This window comes from Patulibacter defluvii, assembly GCF_034096925.1.
Taxonomy (GTDB): Bacteria; Actinomycetota; Thermoleophilia; order Solirubrobacterales; family Solirubrobacteraceae; genus Patulibacter; species Patulibacter defluvii.
In genome coordinates this window covers 357,911-379,228 of sequence record NZ_JAWZSQ010000002.1, presented here as the reverse complement: position 1 = coordinate 379,228, position 21,318 = coordinate 357,911, and the positions used below count along the sequence as shown (strand labels likewise).

Below are 21,318 nucleotides of genomic sequence, written 5' to 3'. Positions count from 1 at the left end.
GGCGCGGCGCTCAGACCCACCGCCCCCGCTGGCGCTTGGTCGTGATGTAGACGGTGCGCTTCCCACGCAGGCAGAAGCCCTGGGCCGCCCCCGGCGAGCCAGCGCAGCGCCAGCCGCCGCCGACCGCGAACTGCCCCGAGCCGCGCGACGGCTTCCAGTGGCGGAAGAACCGCGTGCCGACCGTCTTCGCCGAGCGGCAGGAGACGGTGCGGGGCGCGAAGACGCCGGCCCGGACGCGCTTCTTGCCCTTCTTGGCGGTGATCGTCCCGCAGGCCCGCTGACCGGCGGCGGCCGCCGGTGACGCGGCCACGCCCGTGGTGCCGGCGGCGAGAACCGCCACGAGCAGCGGGGTGAGCAGACGGCGTCGGTCGAGCATGCGCGCATCCTTACGGAGCCGCTGGCGTGTTGCAACCGAGAGCGCGGACGTCGTCCACTCGACACACCGACGGCTCTTCGCCTACAGTGGCCGCGTTCACACGCGTCCTGGGGGGACAAGAGATGTATCGACGTATCGTGGCGACCTTGGCGACCACGTCGCTGCTCGCCGTGGGTTCGGCGGCGCTGCCGGTGGTCGACGGCGGGCCGATCGCGGTCGCGCAGGCCAAGAGCTGCAGCGGCGGCTACAAGCGCGCCCAGATCAACGGACAGACCAAGTGCCTGAGGCGCGGCCAGTTCTGCGCCCGCGCCGCGGACTCGCAGTACCGCCGCTACGGCTACCGCTGCACCAGGTACGACGCGAAGGTCCGGCGCTACCGCCTGACCTAGCCCGGCGAGCGGGGCGGCCGGCGCGACAGCGGCCGCCCCGTTCTTCCCCCACCACCCCGCTCCGCCCGTACGATCGGCCGGCACCAGGGCCACCCCCGACCCCGACCAGATCCGCATGAGCGACCGCACGACGAAGTTCCTGCTCCCCGAGGACCAGATCCCGAGCCACTGGATCAACGTCCTCCCCGAGCTGCCCGGTGGGGCACTGCCGCCGCTGAGCCCGGCGACGATGCAGCCCGCGGGCCCCGACGACCTGGCGGCGATCTTCCCGCCGCAGGTGATCGAGCAGGAGGTCTCGTCGGAGCACGAGATCGCGATCCCCGAGCCGGTCCGCCAGGCGCTCGGACTGTGGCGGCCGACGCCGCTCTTCCGGGCCCGCCGGCTGGAGGAGGCGGTCGGGACGCGGTCGCGGATCTACTACAAGTACGAGGGCGTCTCCCCCGCCGGCTCGCACAAGCCGAACAGCGCGATCGCCCAGGCCTACTACAACCAGCAGGCCGGGATCACGAAGCTGACGACCGAGACCGGCGCCGGCCAGTGGGGCAGCGCGCTGTCGTTCGCCGGGGCGATGTTCGGCCTTGACGTCGAGATCTACATGGTCGGCTCCTCCTACGACCAGAAGCCGTACCGCCGCTCGATGATGCGGACCTGGGGCGCCCAGGTGCACCGCTCGCCCAGCGACCGGACCGAGGCCGGACGCCAGAACGCGGCCTTCGAGACCGGCTCGCTCGGGATCGCCATCAGCGAGGCGGTCGAGCTGGCCGCTCAGCGCCCGGACACGAACTACTCGCTCGGCTCGGTGCTGAACCACGTGTTGCTGCACCAGACGGTGATCGGCCAGGAGACGATCGCCCAGCTGGCGCTCGCCGGCGACACCCCCGACGTGATCGTCGCCTCGGCCGGCGGCGGCTCGAACTTCGCCGGCATCGCCTTCCCCTGGTGGCGGGAGAAGCGGCGCCGGGGCCTGGACCTGCGCTTCGTCGCGACCGAGCCGGCGGCCTGCCCGACCCTCACCCAGGGCGTCTACGGCTACGACTTCGGCGACGCCTCGGGGCTGACGCCGCTGCTGCCGATGCACACCCTCGGCCACGGCTTCGTCCCGCCCCCGGTCCACGCCGGCGGCCTGCGCTACCACGGGATGGCACCGCTGCTCTCGGCGATGGTCGAGGCCGGCGAGGTCGAGGCCCGCGCGATCCGTCAGAACGAGACCTTCGACGCCGCGCTGACCTTCGCCCGGGCCGAGGGCATCGTGCCCGCCCCCGAATCCGCCCACGCCGTCCGCTCGGCCCTGATCGAGGCCGAGCGCGCCGACGAGGCCGGCGAGGAGCGCACGATCCTCTTCCTGCTCTCCGGCCACGGCCACTTCGACATGGCCGCCTACGACGCCTACCTGGCCGGCGACCTGGAGGACCCGGAGTTCTCGGCCGAGGAGCGCGACCGGGCCCTGGCGGAGCTGCCGGCGGGGGCGCCGGCGATCGGGTAGCACGTGACGGCGATCGAGCGGTCTCACGCCACCGGGAACGCCCGCTCGATCGCCGTCACGGCCCGCGCCACGACGGCCGCCTCGACGCCGCCCGCGGCGGCCAGCAGCAGGCAGTCCTCGGCCTCGAGCAGCGGCACGCCGTCGACGACCGCGCGCTCCGGCGGCAGTTCGTCGGCGGCCACCCAGTGCAGGACGCCGTGGACCGGGACCTGCCCCAGCCCGGCGCGGGCGAGGGCCAGGCGCACCTGCTCGGTCTGCCGGTGGACGCCGGCGGCGAGCTTCGGGCGCCGGCGGCCGCCGACCCACAGCTCGCCGTCCCGCACCCGGGCCCGCCCGACGTAGTTCTTGCTGTCGGCCACGACGACGCCGCCCGGCCCGATCAGCAGGTGGTCGAGGTTGGCCCGGCGGCCCGGGATGCCGCGATCGTGGAGCACCGCGACGTGCGGGAAGCGCCCGCGGCGCAGCGTCTCGAACGCGACCGCGGCCCACGCCTCGCCCTCGGCGCCGCGACGCCACTGCCGGGCGGCCGCGTGCGCGTGCTCCGAGGCGACGAGATCGCCCGCCGCCGCCCGTCGGACCGCCGCCGCCTCGATCCTCTCAGCGGCGCGAGCGGCGCTCGCGCCGGCCCCGGCCCCGTCCGTCGTGACCGACGGCGACGGCCCCGCCCGACCGACGCCGGCCGTCACCAACCGCTCCACCACTCGCCGCCGCTGACGGCGACGCCACGCGAGCTGAGCCACGCGCGCCAGGGCGATCGCGATCAGCACGCCGAGCAGCGCCCGCAGCACCGCCGGCACCCACTCCAGCAACGGACGCGCCCGCACCGACAGCGGCGTCAGGCCGAGCGGATCGGGCACCGTCGCCCGCGCGACGTCCAGCACCGCCGGGGCCGCACCGCCGCGCACGAGGTAGGCGCAGACCGTGGTCGCCTGGTTCCCGACGCCGACCCGGCCGCGGACCGCGAACGCCCGCCCGCCGGGCAGCCGCGTCCCGGGCCGCCGACTCCCGCCTCGCCAGCCGAGGCGCTCCGTCCCGGCCGGCAGCCGCAACTGGGTCGACGGCAGGACGCGCGGCGTCGGGCAGTCCCCCGCCACGTCCGTCAGCCCGAGCAGCCGGACCGTCGTGCGGCGGCCGGCGGGCGCTCCGACCCGTCCCCGGACCCGCACCGTCGCGGCGTCGCCGGTGCGCGCGACCTCGATCCGCAGAGCGGTCCCGCCCCGCGACGCCGGCGTCGTACGACCGCCGCTCTGCGCGCCGTCGTCTCGGAGCAGCCAGAGACCGCCCAGGATCGCCAACGCGACCACGCCGGAGACGACCGCCTCGTCGCCACGACGCCGGCGCTTCCGGGAACGCGAATGGGTCCGTGGCGGCACCGTTCCCTGGTCGGCACCGACGGCGACCGGATCGCGCCGACGGCGTGGGGAACGGACGGACGTCCGGTGGCGCCGGGCGGCCGACCACCCCTACTTCAACCCCGCGAACACCTTGTACGTCTTCCGCTCCGCCCCCAGCCGGTTGAGCAGGCCCGACTGCCAGCCGGTCTTGGGATCGACCGGGTCCTGCAGCTGGTACCAGGAGAAGCTGGTCACGCGCTCGCGCTTGGCGATCTTCCAGGCGCTGGCCAGGTACTTGGCCGCGCGGGTGGTGGAGATCTTCTTCTTGCCCGCGGTCAGGAAGGCGAACTCGGTGATCCGGAAGTCCTTGGTGGCCTTCTTGTCGACGGCGCCGCGGTTGGCGGCCTTGCGCCAGGCGCGCTTGGCCTCGGCCAGGTTGGCGATCGTCCAGACGTCCTTGCTCTTGGGCTTGGCCATCGGCTTCTTGAGGAAGTCGTAGGGGTGGATGCCGATCGCGTCGCCACGGACCTTGGTCTGGCAGTCCTTCGAGCGCCGCGACTTCGCCAGCCGCTGGTAGCCGCTGGTCAGGCACAGCGCCCGTCGCAGGAAGTCGCCCGGGTCGTAGACGCTCTTCGACGAGGCGTAGGGCGAGAACTCGCCGACCAGGACCGGCCCGTCGGGATCGCCCGCCTTGTAGCCCGCGTACCCCGCGTTCGAGGCCTTCGCCCACAGCTGCGGATACTTGTGCGGCCACTGCGAGGGCCAGTTCGGCTCGTTCCAGGTGATGTACCCCGCCACCTGCAGATCAGCCACCGACGCCGCCAGCGACTCGGCGTACGGCCGGTAGGCCTTGATCACCTTCAGGACCTTCGAACGGCTCACGCCCTTGGCCTTGGAGAACGGCGCGAAGAGGCCGATCAGCGGCCGGATCCCGTGCGCGTTCGCCTCCTCGGTGGCCCGCCGCAGCCGGATCCGCGACGGGTCGTCGATCGTCGTCCGCGCCGCGTCCCAGGTGATCAGGATCCGCACCTGGCGCACGCCCAGCGCCTCGGCCGAGGCCCAGAACCGATCACGGGTCGCCTGGTCGTCGGAGAGCACCATCGCGTCGTCCTCGAGCGACTTGACCGGCGCCGCCGACGCGGGCGCCGCGCTCACCCCCGTGGCGACGGCCGTGGCGGCGAGCGCGCAGGTCAGCGCGCGACGGAGGCGTGAGGGCGTCCGGTGGTCCATGCCTCCGAGGATCGCAAAGGTCCCCCCGAGGACGAGCCAGTTCCCCCGCGACCGTCAGTCGAAGGTGCAGATCCGGCGGCTGCCGCTCCAGCTGAACCACTTGCCGAGCCGCCCGCCCGGCTTCGACACCGCCCGCGCCCGCAGCTTCAGGTAGGCCCGCTGGCCGTTCGTCCCGGGACAGGTGCCGCGGCCGCTGGCCCGCAGCTCGATCCGCCCCAGCCGCGCGTAGTAGCCGCCGTTCGGCCGGTAAATCGGGATGTAGCCGCGCCCGTAGGTCACCGCGTGGCCCCAGCCCCGCCAGCGGATCCGCTCGACCCGCCCGCTCGGCGCCCCGCCGTTGAAGATCACCCGCGGCTTGGCGGTCCCGAAGCCGCTGCCGTTCGGCGCGTAGGCCGCACTGCCGAGCACGATCGTGCCCGCCGACGCCGCGCTGGTCGCGACCGCGGCCGGCCCCAGCGTCGCGATCGTCACCAACGCCGTCGCGCACGCCGCGGTCCGGCGCCGCCGACCGCCCCTCCTGGTCACCTCACGCATGGAGACCACCCTACGCCGACCATCCGCCGGCGGTGCCGATCGGCGGTTCCCCGCCTGCTCACGGGCCGCGTGTCGCGGCGGGTTAGGCTCGCACGGCAGCCCATCAGCGATCGAGGAGGCACCCATGCCCGCCAAGGGTCACGCCGAGTGGAACGGCGATCTGAAGTCCGGCAGCGGCACGTTCACCGCCGGCGACACCATCAGCGGCGAGTTCTCGTTCAAGTCGCGGTTCGAGGACGGCCCCGGCGCCAACCCCGAGCAGCTGCTGGCTGGCGCCCACGCGTCCTGCTTCTCGATGGCGCTGTCGCACATCCTCGCCGAGGCCGGCACCCCGGTCGAGTCGGTCAAGACGGACGCGAAGGTCACCCTCCGCCAGACCGAGAACGGCCCCACGATCACCGCGATCGCGCTGACCACGGTCGGCGTCGTGCCCGGCATCGACGAGGCCACCTTCCAGCAGCAGGCCGCCGCCGCCAAGGCCGGCTGCGTGATCTCGCGCGCGCTGGCCGGCGTGCCCGAGATCACGCTCGAGGCGACGCTCGCCGGCTGAGCGCGCCTCGGCGGTGACGTTCCGGTCGCCGGTCGACCGGAACGTCACGGCCCGGCGGGGCGGCCGGCGGCTGGCGTAGGCTCGATCCGTGAGCATCACCGAGCAGGTCAAGAGCGACGTCACCGCCGCGATGAAGGCCGGCGAGAAGGACCGCGTCCAGGCGCTGCGGCTGCTCCTCTCCGAGCTCCAGAAGGACGCCAAGGAGGGCAAGGGCGACGAGATCGCCGTCCTCCGGCGCGAGCGCAAGCGGCGGATCGAGTCGGCCGACACCTACGCCGACGCCGACCGCCCGGAGCTGGAGGCGGCCGAGCGGCGCGAGGCCGAGCTGATCGCCGCCTACCTGCCGCAGGAGCTGTCCGACGACGCCCTCCGCGAGCAGGTCGCCGCCGCGATCGCCGAGTCCGGCGCCAGCTCGCCGAAGGACATGAGCGCGGTGATGAAGCTGGTGATGGCCGCGGTCGGCGGGCAGGCCGACGGCAAGCGCGTCTCGGCGCTCGTGCGCGAGGCGCTGAACGGCTGAGCGGCGCCGAAACCGCTTCCCAACCAGCCCGGGTCGCCGATGCGCGACCCTATGCCGGTGAGCCCGCGCCCGCGCCTCTACCTGAACCACGACGCCGACTTCGACTGGCTGCGGGCCGTCGAGTTCGGGCGCGTGACGGAGGACCAGCCGGAGGACTGCTGGCAGCCGCTGAGCGAGTCGTTCGCGTACCTGGCGGAGGAGCCGGGCGGGCGGATCGTGGGCTTCGCGATCGAGGACTTCCCGCAGTTCGACGAGGACGCGCCGGAGGTGGCCGCGATCTGGGGCGAGCCGCGCTTCGACGCCCCGGTCCTGGGCCTGGTCGACGCCAGCGCAGGCGAGATCGTGCTGGCCGCGCGCAGCCACTTCGACGGCCACGACTCGATCAACCGCTCGATCTTCGCGATGGCCGCCGACGTCGAGGGCGAGGCGGCCGTCGAGCGCTGGCGCCACTGCCTGGAGGCCGGCGACTCGATGGCCCACTTCGCGCTCGGCTACACGCTGCTGGAGCTGGGCCGCTCGACCGAGGCCTACCGGCACCTGCGCCACTACACCGAGATCGCTCCGATGGGCACCTGGAACTGGTGCTGGTACGGCCGCGCCGCCGAGGCGATCGGGGAGCTGGCCGAGGCCCGCGCCGCCTACCGGCGGGCGATCGAGCTGGAGGCCGACGGCGGCGAGGCGACCGACGCCGACGAGCGGCTGGCCGCGCTCGACTCGCCCCAGCGCTAGCGGCCCGCGCGCGTCCGTCCCCGCCGTCGGCGAGGCTGGCGGTCGATGCCCGAGAAGTACACCGACACGCCGCTGCTGACCGCGCGCTTCGACGAGGCGCTGCACTACGCCACCGAGCACCACCGGCCGCAGCTGCGCAAGGGCACCGCCGTCCCCTACGTCGCCCACCTGCTGGCCGTCGCGGCGATCGTGCTGGAGATGGAGGCCTCGGAGGACGAGGCGATCGGCGCGCTGCTGCACGACGTGGTCGAGGACGGCGGCGGCCTGGCCGCCCGCGACGAGATCGAGCGCCGCTTCGGCCCCGACGTCGCCCGGATCGTGCTGGCCAACAGCGACAGCGTCGACGGTGCCGGCCCGAAGGGTCCCTGGCGGCCGCGCAAGCAGGCCTACCTGGACGCGATCGCCCACAAGCGACCCGACGAGCTGCGGGTCTCGCTGGCCGACAAGCTGCACAACGCGCGCTCGATCCTGCTCGACCTGCGGCTGCACGGCGACGACCTCTGGCACCGCTTCGCGGCCGGCGGCGGCGACCAGGTGCGCTGGTACTACCGCTCGCTGGCGCGCGCGTTCGAGGCCCGCCGCGACGACCTCGGGCCGGGCGCCGCCGTCGCCCTCGACGAGTTCCGGCGGACGGTCGCGGCGATCGACGACGAGGCGCGGCCGTGATCGCGATGCCTCAACGGATGATCTAGCCGCCACTGGGCAGATGTTCTAGACGGAGCGAGACGGGGTACACTCGCGGCGGCCGGACGCCGACGCGATCGGCAGATGGCCCGGTCCCGGCGCATCCCGCTCCCGACGCTCCCGCTGGCGCTCGCCGGCGCGCTGGCCACCGGCGTGCTGCTGCCGGCCGTCGCCCCCGCCGCGACCGCCTGCCCCGGAGCCGACGGCGATCCGGCGGCGCTCGGCCACGACGCGACCGTCGCCGCCCTCGTCTGCCTGACCAACCACGAGCGGATGGCCGCCGGGCTGCCCGCCCTGCGTCCCGACGCGCGCCTGGCGCTGGCCGCCCAGCGGCACACCGAGGACATGCTGACCCGCGGCTACTTCTCCCACGACGCCCCCGCGCCGGCCCCGTTCGGAACCCGCCCGCCCGACCGGGTCGAGGCGGCCGGCTTCGCCTGGGCGGCACTCGGCGAGAACATCGCCGCCGGCCAGCGGACGCCGCGCTGGGTGATGCGCGAGTGGCTGGCCAGCCGCGGCCACTGCCAGAGCATCATGTGGACCCAGGTGACCGCGGTCGGCTTCGGGATCGCGACCGGGCCGGAGCAGGAGGACGGCCCGCCCGCGCCCGCATGGGTCCAGGAGCTGACCCGGCCCGCGGGCAGCGCCGGATCGGACGACGGCGATCCGCCCTGCCCCCGCGCCCCCGCCGTCCCGGCCCCGGTCGACGGGCCGATGCCGCCCGGCGAGGCGATGCCCTGGGCCCGTCCTGCCGCTCCCGCGGGCGCCCCCGTCGCCGCGCCCGTCACCACCACCCGCGATGCGGGCGACCGGCGACCGCTGCTGGCCGTCGCCGCTCGCCGCCGCGGCCGGACGCTGCGCCTGCGCGTGACGGTCCCCGACGCGGCCGCTTCCCGCGGGCGCGTGCGGGTCCGGATCCGGGTCCGCCAGCACGGCCGAGCCGGCGGCGCCCTCGACGTCCGCCGCCGCGCCGGCGCCCAGCGGATGCGGCTGCGGCTGCGGCGGGCGGCCGGCGGCGCGGTCACGATCCGCGCGGCCCGCGTCCGGCAGACGCTGCGGTTCGGGTAAGGGGTTGGGGCGCGCCCCACCGCCGTCTAGGCTGGAGCGATGGGTCGTCGGCTGCCGTTCTCCACCGCACTGGGGCTGACCGGCGCGGCCGTCGCCGCCGGGCTGGCCGGCGCTCCGGGCGCCGGTGCGGCGACCGCCTGCCCGGGGGCCGACGGGCGGCCGGCGTCGATCGGGACGGCGAAGGCCGCGGCCGCCGTCCGCTGCCTGGTCCGCCACGAGCGGGCCGCGGTCGGCCTGCCCGCGCTGACCGCCGAGGCGCGGCTGGCGCTCGCCGCCCAGCGCCACGCCGACGACATGGTCGGCCGCGGCTACTTCGACCACACCGCTCCCGCGCCGGCGCCGTTCGGGGCGACGGCGGCCGACCGGGTCAGCGCGACCGGCTACTCGTGGTCGGCGGTCGGGGAGAACATCGCCGCCGGCCAGGCGACGCCGCGGGCGGTGCTCGCCGGCTGGCTGTCGAGCGCCGGGCACTGCGCCAACCTGGTCGGCAGCGAGGCGACCGAGATCGGCGTCGGGATCGCCACCGGCGGCGTCGGAGCCGTGCCCGGGCCGACCTGGGTGCTCGTCGTCGCCCGGCCGCTGCACGTCGCCCGGCCCGGCGGGCAGGCCGCCGGCTGCCCGCGCTCGCCCGCGTCGCCGGCCGCCACCGATCCCGACCGCTCCGGAAGCGGCTCGCCCTCCGGAACGCCCGCCGACCCGGTCGGCCGCGCCTCCGGGCTGCGGCTCCACGCCCGCCGCCACGGCCGCTCGCTGCGGCTGCGGGTGCGGATCGCCTGGCCCGGTGCCAGCGGCAAGGTCCGGATCCGCGTCCACGTCGTCCAGGGCGAGCGCTCGCGCGACGTCGTCGTCCGCCGGCGGGCCAACCGCGACCAGCGGTTCAGCGTCCGCCTGCGCCGCGCCGGTCGCGGGCGGGTGACGGTCCGGGTGCCCGGTCAGCGGCTGGCCCTGCGCTTCCGCTAGCCGCTCCGGGGGAGGCGACTCCCCCGCGCGGACGATCGACGGCACGTCAGCGGGGCGCGATGCTCTCGCCATGCTCCGCGTCCGCACCATCGCCGCCCTGACCGCCGCCGCGCTGCTGGGCCCGGCCGCCGCCGCCGAGGCCCGCACCGTCCACGCCGACAACATCGTCTCGCCGACCAAGCTGATCCGCTGCTACGCCGTCCAGTACGGCGGCGGGATCGAGTGCTCGGCCAGCTACCTGCGCCGGATCGGCGAGCTCGACCCGTACATCGCCCTCAAGCCGCGCGGCCGCGCCCGCTACGGCGAGCGCGGCGACTACCCCGGCTACACCACCGCCCGCCGCACGCTCCACTACGGCGACCGCTGGCAGCCGCGCCGCAAGGCCCGCGGCATCAGCTGCACGATCCGCAGCGCCAGCGGCCTGACCTGCCGCAACCGCGACGGCCACGGCTTCGTGCTCGTCAATGGCGGCGTCCGCCGCTTCTGACCGCCAGCCGCGAAGATCGGGCCGTGCGGCTGATCGTCGACGGCTCGAACGTGATGGGTGCCCGGCCCGACGGCTGGTGGCGCGACCGGCCCGCCGCCCGCCGCCGGCTGGTGCGCGAGATCGACGCCGCCGCGGACACGATCGAGGCCGGGCTCGCGGTCGCCGGGCCGCCGGTGGTGGTCTTCGACGGCCGCCCCCACGAGCTGCCGGCGACCGTCGCCGACGTCCGCTTCGCCCCCTCCGCCGACGACGCGATCGCCGCCCTCGCCGGTCCCGACGACCTGATCGTCACGTCCGACCGCGAGCTGGTCGGCCGGGTCGGCGACCGCGGCGCCCGCGCGGTCGGCGTCCGCACGCTGCTGCGGCTGCTGTGACCCGTGACGGCGTCCACGCGCGGCAACGCGACCATCGACGTCCCGTTGCTTGCCGCTTCCGGCCGCCGCCGGATACCGTCCGCCGATGGCTCCCAATCAGATCCTCCAAGGCATCCGGCTCGCGATCGGCGTCGGTGCCTGGGCGGCGCCGAACCTGACCGGCCGGCTCTTCGGCCTCGATCCGGAGGCGAACCCGCAGGCCGCCTACCCAACGCGGCTGTTCGGCGTCCGCGACGCGGTGCTGGGGATCGGGACCCTGACCACGAGCGATCCCGGCGCCCGCCGCCTGTGGCTGCAGCTCGGCGTGCTGACCGACGCGGTCGACGTGGCCGCCGCCGCCCTCAGCGGCAAGGAGGGCTCGCTGCCGAAGCAGGCCGCGATCATGGCCGGCGGGACCGCCGCGGTCGCCGTCGGGCTCGGGATCGCCGCGCTCCGCGCCGAGGGCGAGGGCTGAGCGTGCCGCGAGCGACCGTCCGGGGCCGCCGCACGGCCGCCCACCGCTCGGCGATGATCGCGTCGTGACCGTCACCACCGCGTACCGCGGGCCGCTGGCGGCCCCGACCGCGGCGCGGCCGCGCGTGCCGCTGCCGCCGGATCGGCTGCCGCTGGTCCGCGACCGCCGGCTGCGCAAGGGCTGGCGCTACGTCGGCTACTTCGGCGAGGAGCTGTCGCTGTGCCTGGCGCTGGCCTACGTCGGCCCGCTGCGGCAGGCGTTCTGGGCCGTCTGGGACCGCCGCGAGGGGCGGCTCCACGAGCGCACCTACCGCCACGCCGCCGGGGTCCGGATGACGCCGGGCCACGCGGCGCTGAGCACCCGCGAGGTGGGCTTCGACCTGCGCTTCGCGGAGCAGGACGGCGCGCCGATGGAGACGGTCACCCCCTACGGCGGCGCCTACGCCTGGACGGTCAAGCGCGGCGCGATCGCGCTCCGCGGCACGGTCCGGGTCGGCGGTCGCGAGCACCGGATCGACGGCCCCGGGATCATCGACGACTCGGGCGGCTACCCGCCCCGGCACACGGTCTGGAACTGGGCCGCCGGCGTCGGCGAGGACGTCCGCGGGCGGGCCGTCGCCTGGAACCTGGCGACCGGGATCCACGACGACGCCGGCGCCAGCGAGCAGACGGTCTGGATCGACGGGGTGCCGCGCCACGTCGGCCCGGTCCGGTTCGCCGTCGACCTCTCGGCGGTCGACGACGCGCTCGGCCAGCGCGACGGCCAGGCGCCGGTCCCGGACGAGGAGCGCGGCGTGGCGCTGCGCTTCCACCGCGAGGCGGTCCGCGAGCACCGCGAGAACCTGATCGTGATGCGCCAGTCCTACGAGCAGCCGTTCGGGACCGTCACCGGCACGCTGCCGGGCGGGGTCGAGCTGCGCTCCGCCTTCGGCGTCATGGAGCACCACGACGTCGTCTGGTGAGCGCGCTCCGGGGGCGCCGCGGCGCCCCCGACGGGCGGCTCAGCGGCCCTGGTAGGCCGTGCCGTGCTTCGGGCCGCGCTCGATGAAGGCGGCGACCGCGGTCTGCAGGTCCTCGGTCGCGAAGAGCGCGCCGGAGACCTCGGGCACGACCTCGTCGGCCAGCCCGATCCCGCCGTCGCACCAGGCGCGGACGATCTGCTTGGTGGCGTCGTGGGCGCGGGTCGGCCCGGCCGCCAGCCGCTCGGCCAGCGCGCGGGCGCGGGCGTCGACCTCGTCGTCCTCCCAGACCTGGTTGACGACGTTCCAGCGCTCGAGCGTCTCGGCGTCGTAGAGCCCGGCGGTCATCACCAGCTCGCGGGCGCGGCCCGACCCGGCCCGCTCGGCCAGCCGCTGCGGCCCGCCCATCGACGGGGTCAGGCCGACGACCGTCTCGACCAGGCCGAACTTGGCGCCGCGGCCGGCGACGATCAGGTCGCAGGCCAGCGACAGCTCGAAGGCGGCGGTCAGGGTCAGGGCGTGGGCGGCGAAGACGGTCGGGCAGGGCAGCCGCTCGATCGTGTGCAGCGGCTCGAACAGCGACCGCCAGAGGTCGCCGCCGGTCTCGGGCGTGAGGCCGGAGAACTCGTGGACGTCGACCCCGCCGGAGACGACCGGCCCCTCGGCCCGGATCAGCAGCGCCCGCGGCGGCGCGGCGCCGAGGTCGCGGGCGGCGGCGACCAGCGCCTCGAACATCGCGCGGTCGAACAGGTTGAGCGGCGGGCTGTCGATCGTCAGGACGGCGAGGTCGCCCTCGCGCTCCAACCGCATCGGGGTGTCGGACATGAGGCGGGAGCCTACCCGCGCTCAGCAGGAGGATGTGAGGCGCACGTCGACCGAGCAGGTCGCCGCCGGGGAGCGAGAGCCGTACTTCGTACTGCCGAGCGAACCAGGTGGCGAGATGCGACGTGTCGACGTGCGCCTCACGCCTCCTGCTCGAAGTACTCGGGATGCTCGGCCTGGATCGGCGCCAGCCCCGACAGCACCATCCGCAGGTGGTGGCGGAGGACCGCCTCGGCGCTGTCGGGATCGCGCTCGGCCAGCGCCGCGACCACCGAGCGGTGCTCGTCGATCATCTCGGCGACGTACTCCGGGACCGGCAGGCTCAGCCGCCGGACGCGGTTCAGGTGACCGTCGGCGCGCTGGACCAGGGCCCAGGCGATCGCGTGGCCCGAGCTCTCGCAGAGCGCCGAGTGGAAGCCGTCGTCGAGCTGGTAGAAGCGGTCGAGGTCGCCGGCGGCGTGGGCCTCGTCCTGCTGGGCGATCAGCTGCTGGAGGCCGAGCAGCTCGGCCTCGGTGACCCGCCGCGCGGCCAGCCGGATCGCGGCGCACTCCAGCGCCTCGCGGACGAACTGGGCGTCGGCGACGGCGGCGATCGAGATCTTGGAGACGAAGGTGCCGAGCTGGGGGACGATCTCCACCAGCCGGTCGTCGCGCAACCGCACCAGCGCCTCGCGGACCGGGGTCCGGCTGACGCCGAGCCACTCCGCCAGCTCGTTCTCCGACAGCCGGCGGCCGGGCTCCAGCCGCCCCGCGACCAGGGCGTCGCGGAGCGCGCTGTAGACGCGACCGCGCGTCCCGCCCCGAGCGCGGTCCGCGAGCGCGATCTTCAGCTCCGGCGGCACGCTTGCATGCTAGTCGACCGCCGCTCCCGGCCTGTGCGCCGCGCCCGCGAACGGCACGATCCGGCCGTCGGTCCGCTGCACGAACGGCCGTCCCTCGTGGAGGAACGCCTGCTCGACCGGCTCGCCGAGGGCGGTCGCTGCCAGCGCCACCGCGGCGATCCGCTGGAGGTCCTGGGCGACCCCGACCGGGAACAGCGCCCGCGTCTCCTGGGTGACCTCGCCGCCGCCGGCCCGCAGCACCGTCCGGACGCCCGGCGCGACGGCCAGCGCGGCGACGCTGACGGCGATGTTGGCCAGCTCGTCGCTGGTGACCGCGGCCAGCGCCCGCGCCCGCCCCAGCGACAGCCCCTCGAGCACGAAGCGGTCGCCGCCGTCGCCGACCACGACCGGGATCCCGCGCCGCTTGGCCATCCGCAGGTAGCGCGACTCGCGGTCGCGCTCGACCGCCACCACCCCGACGCCGAGCGCGTGCAGCTCGAGGCAGAGCCGGAAGCCGACCTGCCCCAGCCCGACGACCACCACGTGGTCGATCCGCGGCACCGTCCGGCGGCCGACGATCCCGGTCAGCCGGCGGCTCATCAGGCGGCTGGTGAGCGCGGCCGTGAAGACCGCGGCCAGCACCAGCGCCAGCGCCATCGAGACGATCCCGTAGACCTGCAGCCAGCCGGGCGAGGCGTCGATCACCGGGCTCGGCCCGACGGTCGTGGTCGCCTTCAGCGCGGTGTAGAGCGCGACCCCGACCGGCTCGTGGTGGCTGAGGCCGGTGATCGTCGCCTCGGCCACGACCAGCGCCACCAGCCCGACCATGCTGCACAGCAGCAGCCGCGAGGTGCGGTCGTAGGGCCGCAGCTGGGCCACCGCCCGCTGCCGCCAGCGCTGCCCGCGGGAGGGGCCGGGATGGTCCAGGTGGACGGTCCGCGGGCCCTCCTCCCCCGCCACCACGCCGGTCAGCGCCGCCGCCCGGTGGACGGCGACGAGCTCGCGGTCGAGGCAGGGACCGACGATCGCGCCGACCGTGGCGTCGGCCATCGAGAGCACGTGGCAGTTGGGGATCGCCCGCCGCATCTGCTCGGCGACGGTGCGGTCGAAGACGGTCACGATCAGCCGCACTCCGGGCCGCGCGTACTCGACCAGCAGCGCGCTGCGGAGCGCCTGGACGTCGTCGCGGTCGACCACCACCACGGCGTCGACCTCGGCCGCCAGCGCCCGTCGCAGCTCGCGGTCGACGGGGTGGCGGAGCCGCCGCACGCGGGCGTCGGCGACGCCGAGCGCCGCCTCGACGCCGGCGGCCAGGGCGCTCTCGCCCACGATCAGGATCTGGCCAGGCACGGGCCGGATCGTCGGCGATGCCGTCGGCGCCCGGCAACGTCACGAGCGTCGTCACCCGCCGGTCGTCGGAGGACACCCTGTCGCGTCGCGCGCTGCGAAGATGGCGCCGATGGCGCGCCCGTGGGAGGACCTCGACCGGCTGGTGGACCTCGTCGAGCAGCGGGCGACGCACCTCGGATCGACGATCCACGGCCCCAGCCACTGGCGGGCGGTCGGCGCGACCGCGTCCGAGCTGGCCGGCGCCGCCGACCCGGCCGCGGGCGCCCCCGACGGCGAGCTGCTGCTGCTCTTCGCGCTGCTCCACGACGCCTTGCGCGAGGACGACGGCTACGACCCCGACCACGGCCCGCGGGCGGCGCTGCTGCTCGACGAGCTGGTCGCCGACGGCACGCTGCGGCTGGCGCCCGACCGCCACGAGCGGCTGCACGAGGCGCTCCGCGACCACACCCGCGGGACGGTCAGCGCCGACCCCACGATCGGCGTCTGCTGGGACGCCGACCGGCTGCTGATCGGCCGCGTCGGGCTGGTGCCCGATCCCCGCTACTGCTCGACCGACGTCGGTCGCCGGCGGGCGGCCGCGGGCGACCTGCCGGCGCTCGACGGCCCGGCCGACTGGGCGACGGTCGCGCGGCGGGTGGGGGTCGACGGCGCCGGGCCGGGCAGCAGCGACCGCAGCAGGTAGCCGTACGACCAGCGGGGCACGCCGCGCGGGTCGAGCAGGCCGGAGTCCCACGTGGTCTCGGCGGCGCCGGGGATCCAGGCCGGATCGGGCGCTCCCTGCAGCTGGTAGACGTAGACGCGGCCGATCCGCGACCGGTAGCGGCGGACGATCGCGCCCAGCTGACGGGTGGCCCGGTTCTGGAACCCCAGCCGTGCCTCGTCGCTGCGGGCGCCGGCCCGCTGGGCGGCGAACGGGGTCCGGGCCTCCGAGCCCGGCAGCCGCGAGTAGACGCCGCCGGTCTCCGTCAGCCAGAGCGTGCCGCGGACCGCACGCAGCATCGCCGCGGTGTCACGCACGTTGAAGCGGTTGACGTCGAAGTAGTTGTTCAGTCCCCAGAGCCGGATCGGGCGGCCGGCGCCGCGCTCGATCTGGCGCGCGTAGGTCGCCACCGACGGCCGTCCCTGGAGGTCGCCCGCCACCAGCCGGCAGCCGCGGCAGTCGCGCCGCAGCTCGTCGGCCGCCCGCCGGTAGAGCCGCCCGAGGTCGCGCGGGCGCCGCTGGTAGGGACCGCTGTGGTTCGGCTCGTTCCAGATCGAGAAGTCGCGGACCCACGGGTAGGCGGCGCGGAACCGTCGCAGCTCGCCGACGAAGCGGGTGCGGGTCCGCGCGACCGAGGTCCGCAGCGACCGCGACGGGCTGGCCGAGCGCTGGAAGCTGATCAGCGGCCGGACGCCGGCGGCGCGGGCGGCCAGCAGCCAGGCGTCGAGCCGCTGGGCGTGGTGCTCGAGCCCCGGCGTGCGGGCGTAGCGCAGCGCGTCGTAGGAGACGACGTAGCGGGCGTGGACCATCCCGGCCGCCTGCAGCGCCGGCCAGTGCGGGTTGGCGAAGGTCTGCGGCTTCTGGTCGGCGATCCCCCACTCCGTGGCCGCGGCGGTGGCGGGGAGGAGCGCCAGCAGCAGGCCGGCGAGGAGCAGGGCGCGGAGGGGCATCTGCCGGGTTCGACCCGCGGCGCGGCCCGAAGTTGCGCGTCCCGCTGTGACGTTGCGGTCGCCAGGCGTCCGGAACGTCACCGCGGGGCGGCTCAGCGGGGCGCGGGGGCGTCGGCCGAGGCCGCCCGCAGGCCGGTGAAGAACGCGGTCAGCATCGTCCCGTAGAGCTCGGCCGAGTCGGCCTCGGGCTCCAGCAGCTGCTCGAGGGCGACGCCGTTGGCCATCGCGAAGGTCATCCGCGCGGCCTCCGCGGCGCTGATCGGCGGCGTCCAGTCGAGCTGGCGGGCGCGCTCCTCGAAGAGGTCGGCGATCCGGCCGCGCAGCGCCCGGTGGCGGGTCACCAGCTCCTGGCGGAACTCCTCGTTGCGCGACGCGTAGACGGCGAACTCGAAGAACAGCCGCGACCACTGCTCGTCGGCCCGGATCGCGCGGATGAAGTCGATCCCGGCCTGGCGGGCCTGGTCCTCGATCGCGGCGTCCTGGTGGACGACCCGGTCGATCTCCTCGAACCGCTCGGCGAAGCGCTCGTCGAGCATCGCGAGGAACAGCTCCTCCTTGTTCTTGAAGTTCGCGTAGAAGGCGCCCTTCGTGTAGCCGGCGTCCTGGGCGATCTCGTCGATCGACGCCTGCTGCATCCCCTTGCGGGTGAAGAGCGTCGCCGCCGAGCGCAGCAGGCAGGTGCGGGTGTGCTCCTGCTGCTGCTTGCGGGTCCGGCGGCCGGGCGGCGCCGGCGGGTCGGGCGGCGTCGGTGGCGCCGGGACGCCGTCGCGGAAGCGCTCCCCGCTCATCGCCCACCCGCCCCGGCGGCGACCGGCTCGGCGACCGGCGCCGGCGGCGGCGCCAGCCGCTCGCGGACGACGACCCGGGCGCCGTGGGCCGGCGTCTGGGTGATCGCGCGGCGGCGGATCTGCTCGCCCTCCGGCGTCTCCGGCACCAGGTCGACGCCGGCCACGATCGCGGCCAGCACCCGCTTGCTCTCGAAGAGCGCGAAGCTGGCCCCGAGGCAGCGCCGGACGCCGCCGCCGAAGGGGAACCAGGTGTAGGTGCCCGGCTTCTGGTCGAGCCAGCGCTCGGGCCGGAAGGCGTCCGGGTCGGGGTAGATGTCCGGCCGCCGGTGGACCAGCTGGATGCAGGGCGTCACGCGGGTGCCCTTCGGCAGCAGGTGGTCGCCGATCTGGACGTCCTCCTGCAGCTCGCGGACGACGATCGCCAGCACCGGCCGCAGCCGCAGCGTCTCGGTCACGACCGCGTCCAGGTAGGCGTCCTCGCCGGCCAGCACCTCGGCCCGTAGCCGCGCCAGCTTGTCGGGGTGGCGGACCAGCCGCTCCAGCGCCCAGCCGAGCGTCGTCGCCGTCGTCTCGTGGCCGGCCACGAGCAGCGTCATCAGCTCGTCGCGCAGCTCCTGGTCGCTCATCGGGCGGCCGTCCTCGTGGGTCGCCTGCAGCAGCAGCGAGAGGATGTCCTCGCGCTGCTCCAGGTCGGCGGCCTCGCGGCGGGCGCGGATCAGGCGGAAGACGACCTCGTCGGCCGGCTCCAAGTGGCGCTTGACGATCCCCAGCTCGCGGAAGCGGTGCGGGCCGAGGGTGGCCACCATCGCCATCGTCACCGGGTGGGTGACCCGCTCCAGCAGCGTGGTCAGGACGGTCCGGACCTCGTCCAGGCGGGCGGCGTCCTCGACCCCGAAGACGGCCCGCATGATCACCTCGAGCGTGATGTTCTGCATCCGCGGCCAGGCGGCCAGCGGCTCGCCGATCGGCCAGCTGGCGATCTCGTCGCGGGCGGCCTGCTCCATCAGCTCGCCGTAGCCGGCCATCCGCTTGCCGTGGAAGGGCGGCAGCAGCAGCTTGCGCTGGCGCATGTGGGCGTCCTCGTCGAGCAGCAGCACCGAGTGGTCGCCCAGCAGCGGCAGCAGGATCTGGTTGCCCTTGCCGGCGTGGAAGACCTGCGGCGAGCCGGTGAAGACCTGCTTGACGTGGGCCGGGTCGGCGAGCATCACCCAGTTGCCCTCGCCGCTGATCCGGAGCGTGAACATGTCGCCGTAGCGCTGCTGGCAGCGCTTGAGGAACGACGGGCCGCGGGTGATGAACCCGGTCGTCTGGAGGGCGCGCGGCATCCGCGGGCCGGGCGGGAGGCTGGTGGTGCTCATGTGGTCGCTCCTTGGATCCGTGCGCGCCCGCGCTCGCGGCCGCCGCGCCAGGCCGCCACGGCCCGCCGCTCCCGTCCGTCGCACCACGGGACCACGCGCCGCTCGACGGCGAGGACCGGATGGGCGGGCACGGGGTCGTTGACGTTCTTCAGCCAGTGCAGGCGGCGCTCGCCGAAGGCCAGCCCGCCGCCGGGGTCGCCGACCGCCTCGACGGTGGCGGCGCTGACCAGCACCTCGCCGCCGCCGGCCGCCGAGCAGAGCCGGGCGGCGACGTTGACGGTCATGCCGTACCAGTCGTCGCCGCGGCGGACGGCCGGGCCGGTGTGGATGCCGACCCGGACCGGCGGCGCGTCGCGGCGCTCGTGCTCGGCCACGATCGCCAGCCCCAGGCGGGCGGCGAGCAGCGGGTCGTCGCAGCGCAGCATCACGCCGTCGCCGAGGGTCTTGACCTCGTCGGCCGCGTGCGCGGGCAGCAGCTCCCGGACGGTGGCGAAGAAGCCGACGGCGACCTCGGCCGCGCGGTCGTCGCCGTCCTCCGCCGTCAGCGTGGTGAAGCCGACCAGGTCGGCGAAGAGGAAGCTGTGGCGCTCGGCGACCGAGTTCACGTACCGGAGAGTATTCGGATACCGACCGGTATGCAAGGCCAAGTGGTGTCATCTCGCCCCTCCCCCGGCGAAGGAGGGGCGAAATGACGCCGCTTGCTGCCCCGGCCCCGCTCAGGCCGCGGCCGGCGCGGCCACGCGGCCGCGGACCAGGTCGGCCGCACGCTCGGCGACCATGTAGGTGGGCGCGTTGGTGTTGCCGCCCGGGATCACCGGGAAGACCGACGCGTCGGCCACCCGCAGGCCCTCGATCCCGCGCACCCGCAGCTCGGGGTCGACGACCGCGTCGGCGTCGGTGCCGATCCGGCAGGTCCCGACCGGGTGGTAGATCAGCTCGATCCGCTCGCGAACCGCGGCCTCGATCTCGTCGTCGCTCTGGACCTCGGCCCCGGGGTGCAGCTCGCGCACGATCGTCGAGGCGAAGGGGCCGCCGGCGGCCACCTGGCGGGCGAACTTGACCGCCGAGACCATCGCGTCGATGTCCTCGCGCTCGGTCAGCGAGTTGGTCAGGATCGCCGGCGCCGCCGCCGGGTCGGGCGAGCGCAGCGTGATCGTGCCGCGGCTCTTCGGGGCCACCAGCACCGGGACGATCGTCGCGGCGTGGCCGTCGAAGGTCACCGCCCCGTGCTGCTCGTAGAAGAGCGCGCCGTTGTGGAACTGGATGTCGGCCGCGGGCAGGCCGGGCCGGCTGCGCCAGAAGGCGACCGACTCGGCGGCGGTCGAGGTCAGCGGGCCGTTGCGCCGCACCAGCCACTGGACCAGCTTCGCCGGCTTGTCGGCCCCGTAGAGCGTCTGCTGGTCGCTGACCTCCCACAGGACGGTCAGCATCGGGTGGTCCTGGAGGTTGCGGCCGACGCCGGGCAGGTCGTGGACGACCGGCACGCCGACGTCCTGCAGCTCCTGCGCCGGGCCGATCCCGGACAGCATCAGGATCTGCGGCGAGCCGATCGCGCCGGCCGCGACGATCACCTCGCGGGCGGCGTGGGCGACGTGCTCGGCACCCTTCTTGTCGCGGTAGCGGACGCCGACCGCCTTCGTCCCGTCCAGCTCGACCCGCTGGACGTGGGCGTGGGTGACGACCTCCAGGTTCGGCCGCTTCATCGCCGGCCGCAGGAAGGCGTCGGCGGCGCTCCAGCGGCGGCCGTTGCGCTGGGTGACCTGGAACATCGTGGCCCCGTCCTGCTCGGGCCCGTTGTAGTCGTCGGTCCGCGGCACCCCGGCGGCGGCGAACGAATCGAGGATCTTCTGGTTCAGCGGCCGCGGATCCTTCGGGTCGGTGACCTTCAGCGGCCCGCCGACGCCGTGGTGCTCGCTGACCCCGCGGCTGTTGTCCTCCGACTTCAGGAAGTAGGGGCGGACGTCGTCCCAGCCCCAGCCGGTCGCTCCCTGGGCCTCCCACAGGTCGTAGTCGAGCGGCCGCCCGCGGACGTAGAGCATCGCGTTCATCGAGCTGCAGCCGCCGAGCATCTTGCCGCGGGGGATGTAGAGCCGGCGGTTGGCGCAGCCCGGCTCCGGCTCGGTCGAGTAGTCCCAGTCGAGCTTGGTGTGGAACTGGTTGGCGAAGGCGGCCGGGATCCGCACGTTCGGGCCGGCGTCCTTGCCGCCGGCCTCCAGCAGCAGGACCCGGGTGGAGGGGTCCTCCGACAGGCGGTTGGCGAGCACGCAGCCCGCCGAGCCGGCACCGACGATGACGTAGTCCGCGGAGGGCATGGCCCGCAGCCTCGCCGATCACGGCCGCGCGGTGGCAGTGTTTTGGCCACAACGGCCCCCGAGGCCCCTGGGGTGGGGCCACGGGGG

The 21,318-nt window shown here is 75.3% G+C and carries 24 protein-coding genes; 12 read left to right on the top strand and 12 right to left on the bottom strand.

Annotated features, from left to right (window positions below; all coding sequences use genetic code 11):
* Positions 1-10: 10 nt before the first annotated feature.
* Positions 11-376, bottom strand: a complete 366-nt coding sequence (locus tag SH587_RS03885) for a hypothetical protein (protein ID WP_320669251.1) — start codon at positions 374-376, stop codon at positions 11-13.
* Positions 377-522: 146 nt separating this feature from the next.
* Between SH587_RS03885 and SH587_RS03880 the strand changes: the two genes are divergently transcribed.
* Entirely contained in the window at positions 523-765 is a 243-nt protein-coding gene (locus tag SH587_RS03880) for a hypothetical protein (protein ID WP_320669250.1), read from the top strand.
* Positions 766-880: 115 nt separating this feature from the next.
* Complete coding sequence (locus SH587_RS03875) at positions 881-2,248, top strand: TrpB-like pyridoxal phosphate-dependent enzyme (RefSeq protein ID WP_320669249.1); 1,368 nt, start codon at positions 881-883, stop codon at positions 2,246-2,248.
* Between the two features lie 23 nt (positions 2,249-2,271).
* Here SH587_RS03875 and SH587_RS03870 read toward each other — a convergent pair whose 3' ends face one another.
* The 3 genes from SH587_RS03870 to SH587_RS03860 form a co-directional block, all read right to left on the bottom strand.
* Positions 2,272-3,543, bottom strand: coding sequence for a nuclease-related domain-containing protein (locus SH587_RS03870; RefSeq protein WP_320669248.1), 1,272 nt, complete (start codon positions 3,541-3,543; stop codon positions 2,272-2,274).
* A gap of 168 nt (positions 3,544-3,711) precedes the next feature.
* Entirely contained in the window at positions 3,712-4,812 is a 1,101-nt protein-coding gene (locus tag SH587_RS03865) for a hypothetical protein (RefSeq protein WP_320669247.1), read from the bottom strand.
* Positions 4,813-4,866: 54 nt separating this feature from the next.
* Positions 4,867-5,346 (bottom strand): hypothetical protein, encoded by a 480-nt coding sequence (locus SH587_RS03860; RefSeq protein WP_320669246.1) that lies wholly within the window; start codon positions 5,344-5,346, stop codon positions 4,867-4,869.
* Between the two features lie 124 nt (positions 5,347-5,470).
* Here SH587_RS03860 and SH587_RS03855 point away from each other — a divergent pair, with 124 nt between their 5' ends.
* The 10 genes from SH587_RS03855 to SH587_RS03810 all read left to right on the top strand — a co-directional run bounded on the left by SH587_RS03855 (position 5,471) and on the right by SH587_RS03810 (position 12,133).
* Positions 5,471-5,896: an OsmC family peroxiredoxin gene (locus SH587_RS03855; protein WP_320669245.1), complete on the top strand. Its 426-nt coding sequence runs from the start codon at positions 5,471-5,473 to the stop codon at positions 5,894-5,896.
* 88 nt (positions 5,897-5,984) lie between these two features.
* Complete coding sequence (locus tag SH587_RS03850) at positions 5,985-6,416, top strand: GatB/YqeY domain-containing protein (protein WP_320669244.1); 432 nt, start codon at positions 5,985-5,987, stop codon at positions 6,414-6,416.
* Between the two features lie 57 nt (positions 6,417-6,473).
* Positions 6,474-7,145: a hypothetical protein gene (locus SH587_RS03845; protein WP_320669243.1), complete on the top strand. Its 672-nt coding sequence runs from the start codon at positions 6,474-6,476 to the stop codon at positions 7,143-7,145.
* 45 nt (positions 7,146-7,190) lie between these two features.
* Positions 7,191-7,811, top strand: a complete 621-nt coding sequence (locus SH587_RS03840; RefSeq protein ID WP_320669242.1) for an HD domain-containing protein — start codon at positions 7,191-7,193, stop codon at positions 7,809-7,811.
* Between the two features lie 102 nt (positions 7,812-7,913).
* A complete protein-coding gene (locus SH587_RS03835) occupies positions 7,914-8,897 on the top strand; it encodes a CAP domain-containing protein (RefSeq protein ID WP_320669241.1) in 984 nt (327 codons plus the stop codon).
* 39 nt (positions 8,898-8,936) lie between these two features.
* A complete protein-coding gene (locus SH587_RS03830) occupies positions 8,937-9,857 on the top strand; it encodes a CAP domain-containing protein (RefSeq protein ID WP_320669240.1) in 921 nt (306 codons plus the stop codon).
* Between the two features lie 70 nt (positions 9,858-9,927).
* Complete coding sequence (locus SH587_RS03825) at positions 9,928-10,344, top strand: hypothetical protein (protein ID WP_320669239.1); 417 nt, start codon at positions 9,928-9,930, stop codon at positions 10,342-10,344.
* Positions 10,345-10,367: 23 nt separating this feature from the next.
* Positions 10,368-10,718, top strand: coding sequence for an NYN domain-containing protein (locus SH587_RS03820; RefSeq protein ID WP_320669238.1), 351 nt, complete (start codon positions 10,368-10,370; stop codon positions 10,716-10,718).
* Positions 10,719-10,803: 85 nt separating this feature from the next.
* Positions 10,804-11,172, top strand: coding sequence for a hypothetical protein (locus tag SH587_RS03815; protein WP_320669237.1), 369 nt, complete (start codon positions 10,804-10,806; stop codon positions 11,170-11,172).
* Positions 11,173-11,236: 64 nt separating this feature from the next.
* A complete protein-coding gene (locus SH587_RS03810; RefSeq protein WP_320669236.1) occupies positions 11,237-12,133 on the top strand; it encodes a DUF2804 family protein in 897 nt (298 codons plus the stop codon).
* A 39-nt stretch (positions 12,134-12,172) separates the two neighbouring features.
* On the opposite strand, the gene SH587_RS03805 is transcribed toward SH587_RS03810, so the two are convergent.
* The 8 genes from SH587_RS03805 to SH587_RS03770 form a co-directional block, all read right to left on the bottom strand.
* Positions 12,173-12,955, bottom strand: a complete 783-nt coding sequence (locus tag SH587_RS03805) for an enoyl-CoA hydratase/isomerase family protein (RefSeq protein ID WP_320669235.1) — start codon at positions 12,953-12,955, stop codon at positions 12,173-12,175.
* Between the two features lie 137 nt (positions 12,956-13,092).
* Entirely contained in the window at positions 13,093-13,794 is a 702-nt protein-coding gene (locus SH587_RS03800; protein WP_320669234.1) for a GntR family transcriptional regulator, read from the bottom strand.
* Between the two features lie 9 nt (positions 13,795-13,803).
* Positions 13,804-15,123, bottom strand: a complete 1,320-nt coding sequence (locus tag SH587_RS03795; protein WP_320669233.1) for an NAD-binding protein — start codon at positions 15,121-15,123, stop codon at positions 13,804-13,806.
* 540 nt (positions 15,124-15,663) lie between these two features.
* Positions 15,664-16,773 carry a hypothetical protein gene (locus tag SH587_RS03790; protein WP_320669232.1) on the bottom strand — a complete coding sequence of 370 codons (1,110 nt, stop codon included), beginning with the start codon at positions 16,771-16,773 and terminating at the stop codon, positions 15,664-15,666.
* 92 nt (positions 16,774-16,865) lie between these two features.
* Positions 16,866-17,561, bottom strand: coding sequence for a TetR/AcrR family transcriptional regulator (locus tag SH587_RS03785; protein WP_320669231.1), 696 nt, complete (start codon positions 17,559-17,561; stop codon positions 16,866-16,868).
* Positions 17,558-18,919, bottom strand: a complete 1,362-nt coding sequence (locus tag SH587_RS03780; protein ID WP_320669230.1) for a cytochrome P450 — start codon at positions 18,917-18,919, stop codon at positions 17,558-17,560. Before SH587_RS03780 ends, SH587_RS03785 begins: the two co-directional genes overlap by 4 nt.
* Positions 18,916-19,524, bottom strand: coding sequence for an adenylate/guanylate cyclase domain-containing protein (locus SH587_RS03775; RefSeq protein WP_320669229.1), 609 nt, complete (start codon positions 19,522-19,524; stop codon positions 18,916-18,918). The genes SH587_RS03780 and SH587_RS03775 overlap by 4 nt, the downstream gene beginning before the upstream one ends.
* A 111-nt stretch (positions 19,525-19,635) precedes the next feature.
* The gene (locus tag SH587_RS03770) at positions 19,636-21,231 is read right to left on the bottom strand and encodes a GMC family oxidoreductase (protein ID WP_320669228.1); all 1,596 of its coding nucleotides are present in this window, start codon (positions 21,229-21,231) and stop codon (positions 19,636-19,638) included.
* Positions 21,232-21,318: the final 87 nt, after the last annotated feature.

Excerpts from the sequence above, each read along its gene's own strand:
- SH587_RS03885 (WP_320669251.1), bottom strand. The coding sequence starts at position 376 with ATGCTCGACCGACGCCGTCTGCTCACCCCGCTGCTCGTGGCGGTTCTC.
- SH587_RS03875 (WP_320669249.1), top strand. The coding sequence starts at position 881 with ATGAGCGACCGCACGACGAAGTTCCTGCTCCCCGAGGACCAGATCCCG.
- SH587_RS03865 (WP_320669247.1), bottom strand. The coding sequence starts at position 4,812 with ATGGACCACCGGACGCCCTCACGCCTCCGTCGCGCGCTGACCTGCGCG.
- SH587_RS03860 (WP_320669246.1), bottom strand. The coding sequence starts at position 5,346 with ATGCGTGAGGTGACCAGGAGGGGCGGTCGGCGGCGCCGGACCGCGGCG.
- SH587_RS03855 (WP_320669245.1), top strand. The coding sequence starts at position 5,471 with ATGCCCGCCAAGGGTCACGCCGAGTGGAACGGCGATCTGAAGTCCGGC.
- SH587_RS03840 (WP_320669242.1), top strand. The coding sequence starts at position 7,191 with ATGCCCGAGAAGTACACCGACACGCCGCTGCTGACCGCGCGCTTCGAC.
- SH587_RS03835 (WP_320669241.1), top strand. The coding sequence starts at position 7,914 with ATGGCCCGGTCCCGGCGCATCCCGCTCCCGACGCTCCCGCTGGCGCTC.
- SH587_RS03830 (WP_320669240.1), top strand. The coding sequence starts at position 8,937 with ATGGGTCGTCGGCTGCCGTTCTCCACCGCACTGGGGCTGACCGGCGCG.
- SH587_RS03825 (WP_320669239.1), top strand. The coding sequence starts at position 9,928 with ATGCTCCGCGTCCGCACCATCGCCGCCCTGACCGCCGCCGCGCTGCTG.
- SH587_RS03815 (WP_320669237.1), top strand. The coding sequence starts at position 10,804 with ATGGCTCCCAATCAGATCCTCCAAGGCATCCGGCTCGCGATCGGCGTC.
- SH587_RS03805 (WP_320669235.1), bottom strand. The coding sequence starts at position 12,955 with ATGTCCGACACCCCGATGCGGTTGGAGCGCGAGGGCGACCTCGCCGTC.
- SH587_RS03790 (WP_320669232.1), bottom strand. The coding sequence starts at position 16,773 with ATGCCCCTCCGCGCCCTGCTCCTCGCCGGCCTGCTGCTGGCGCTCCTC.
- SH587_RS03785 (WP_320669231.1), bottom strand. The coding sequence starts at position 17,561 with ATGAGCGGGGAGCGCTTCCGCGACGGCGTCCCGGCGCCACCGACGCCG.
- SH587_RS03780 (WP_320669230.1), bottom strand. The coding sequence starts at position 18,919 with ATGAGCACCACCAGCCTCCCGCCCGGCCCGCGGATGCCGCGCGCCCTC.
- SH587_RS03770 (WP_320669228.1), bottom strand. The coding sequence starts at position 21,231 with ATGCCCTCCGCGGACTACGTCATCGTCGGTGCCGGCTCGGCGGGCTGC.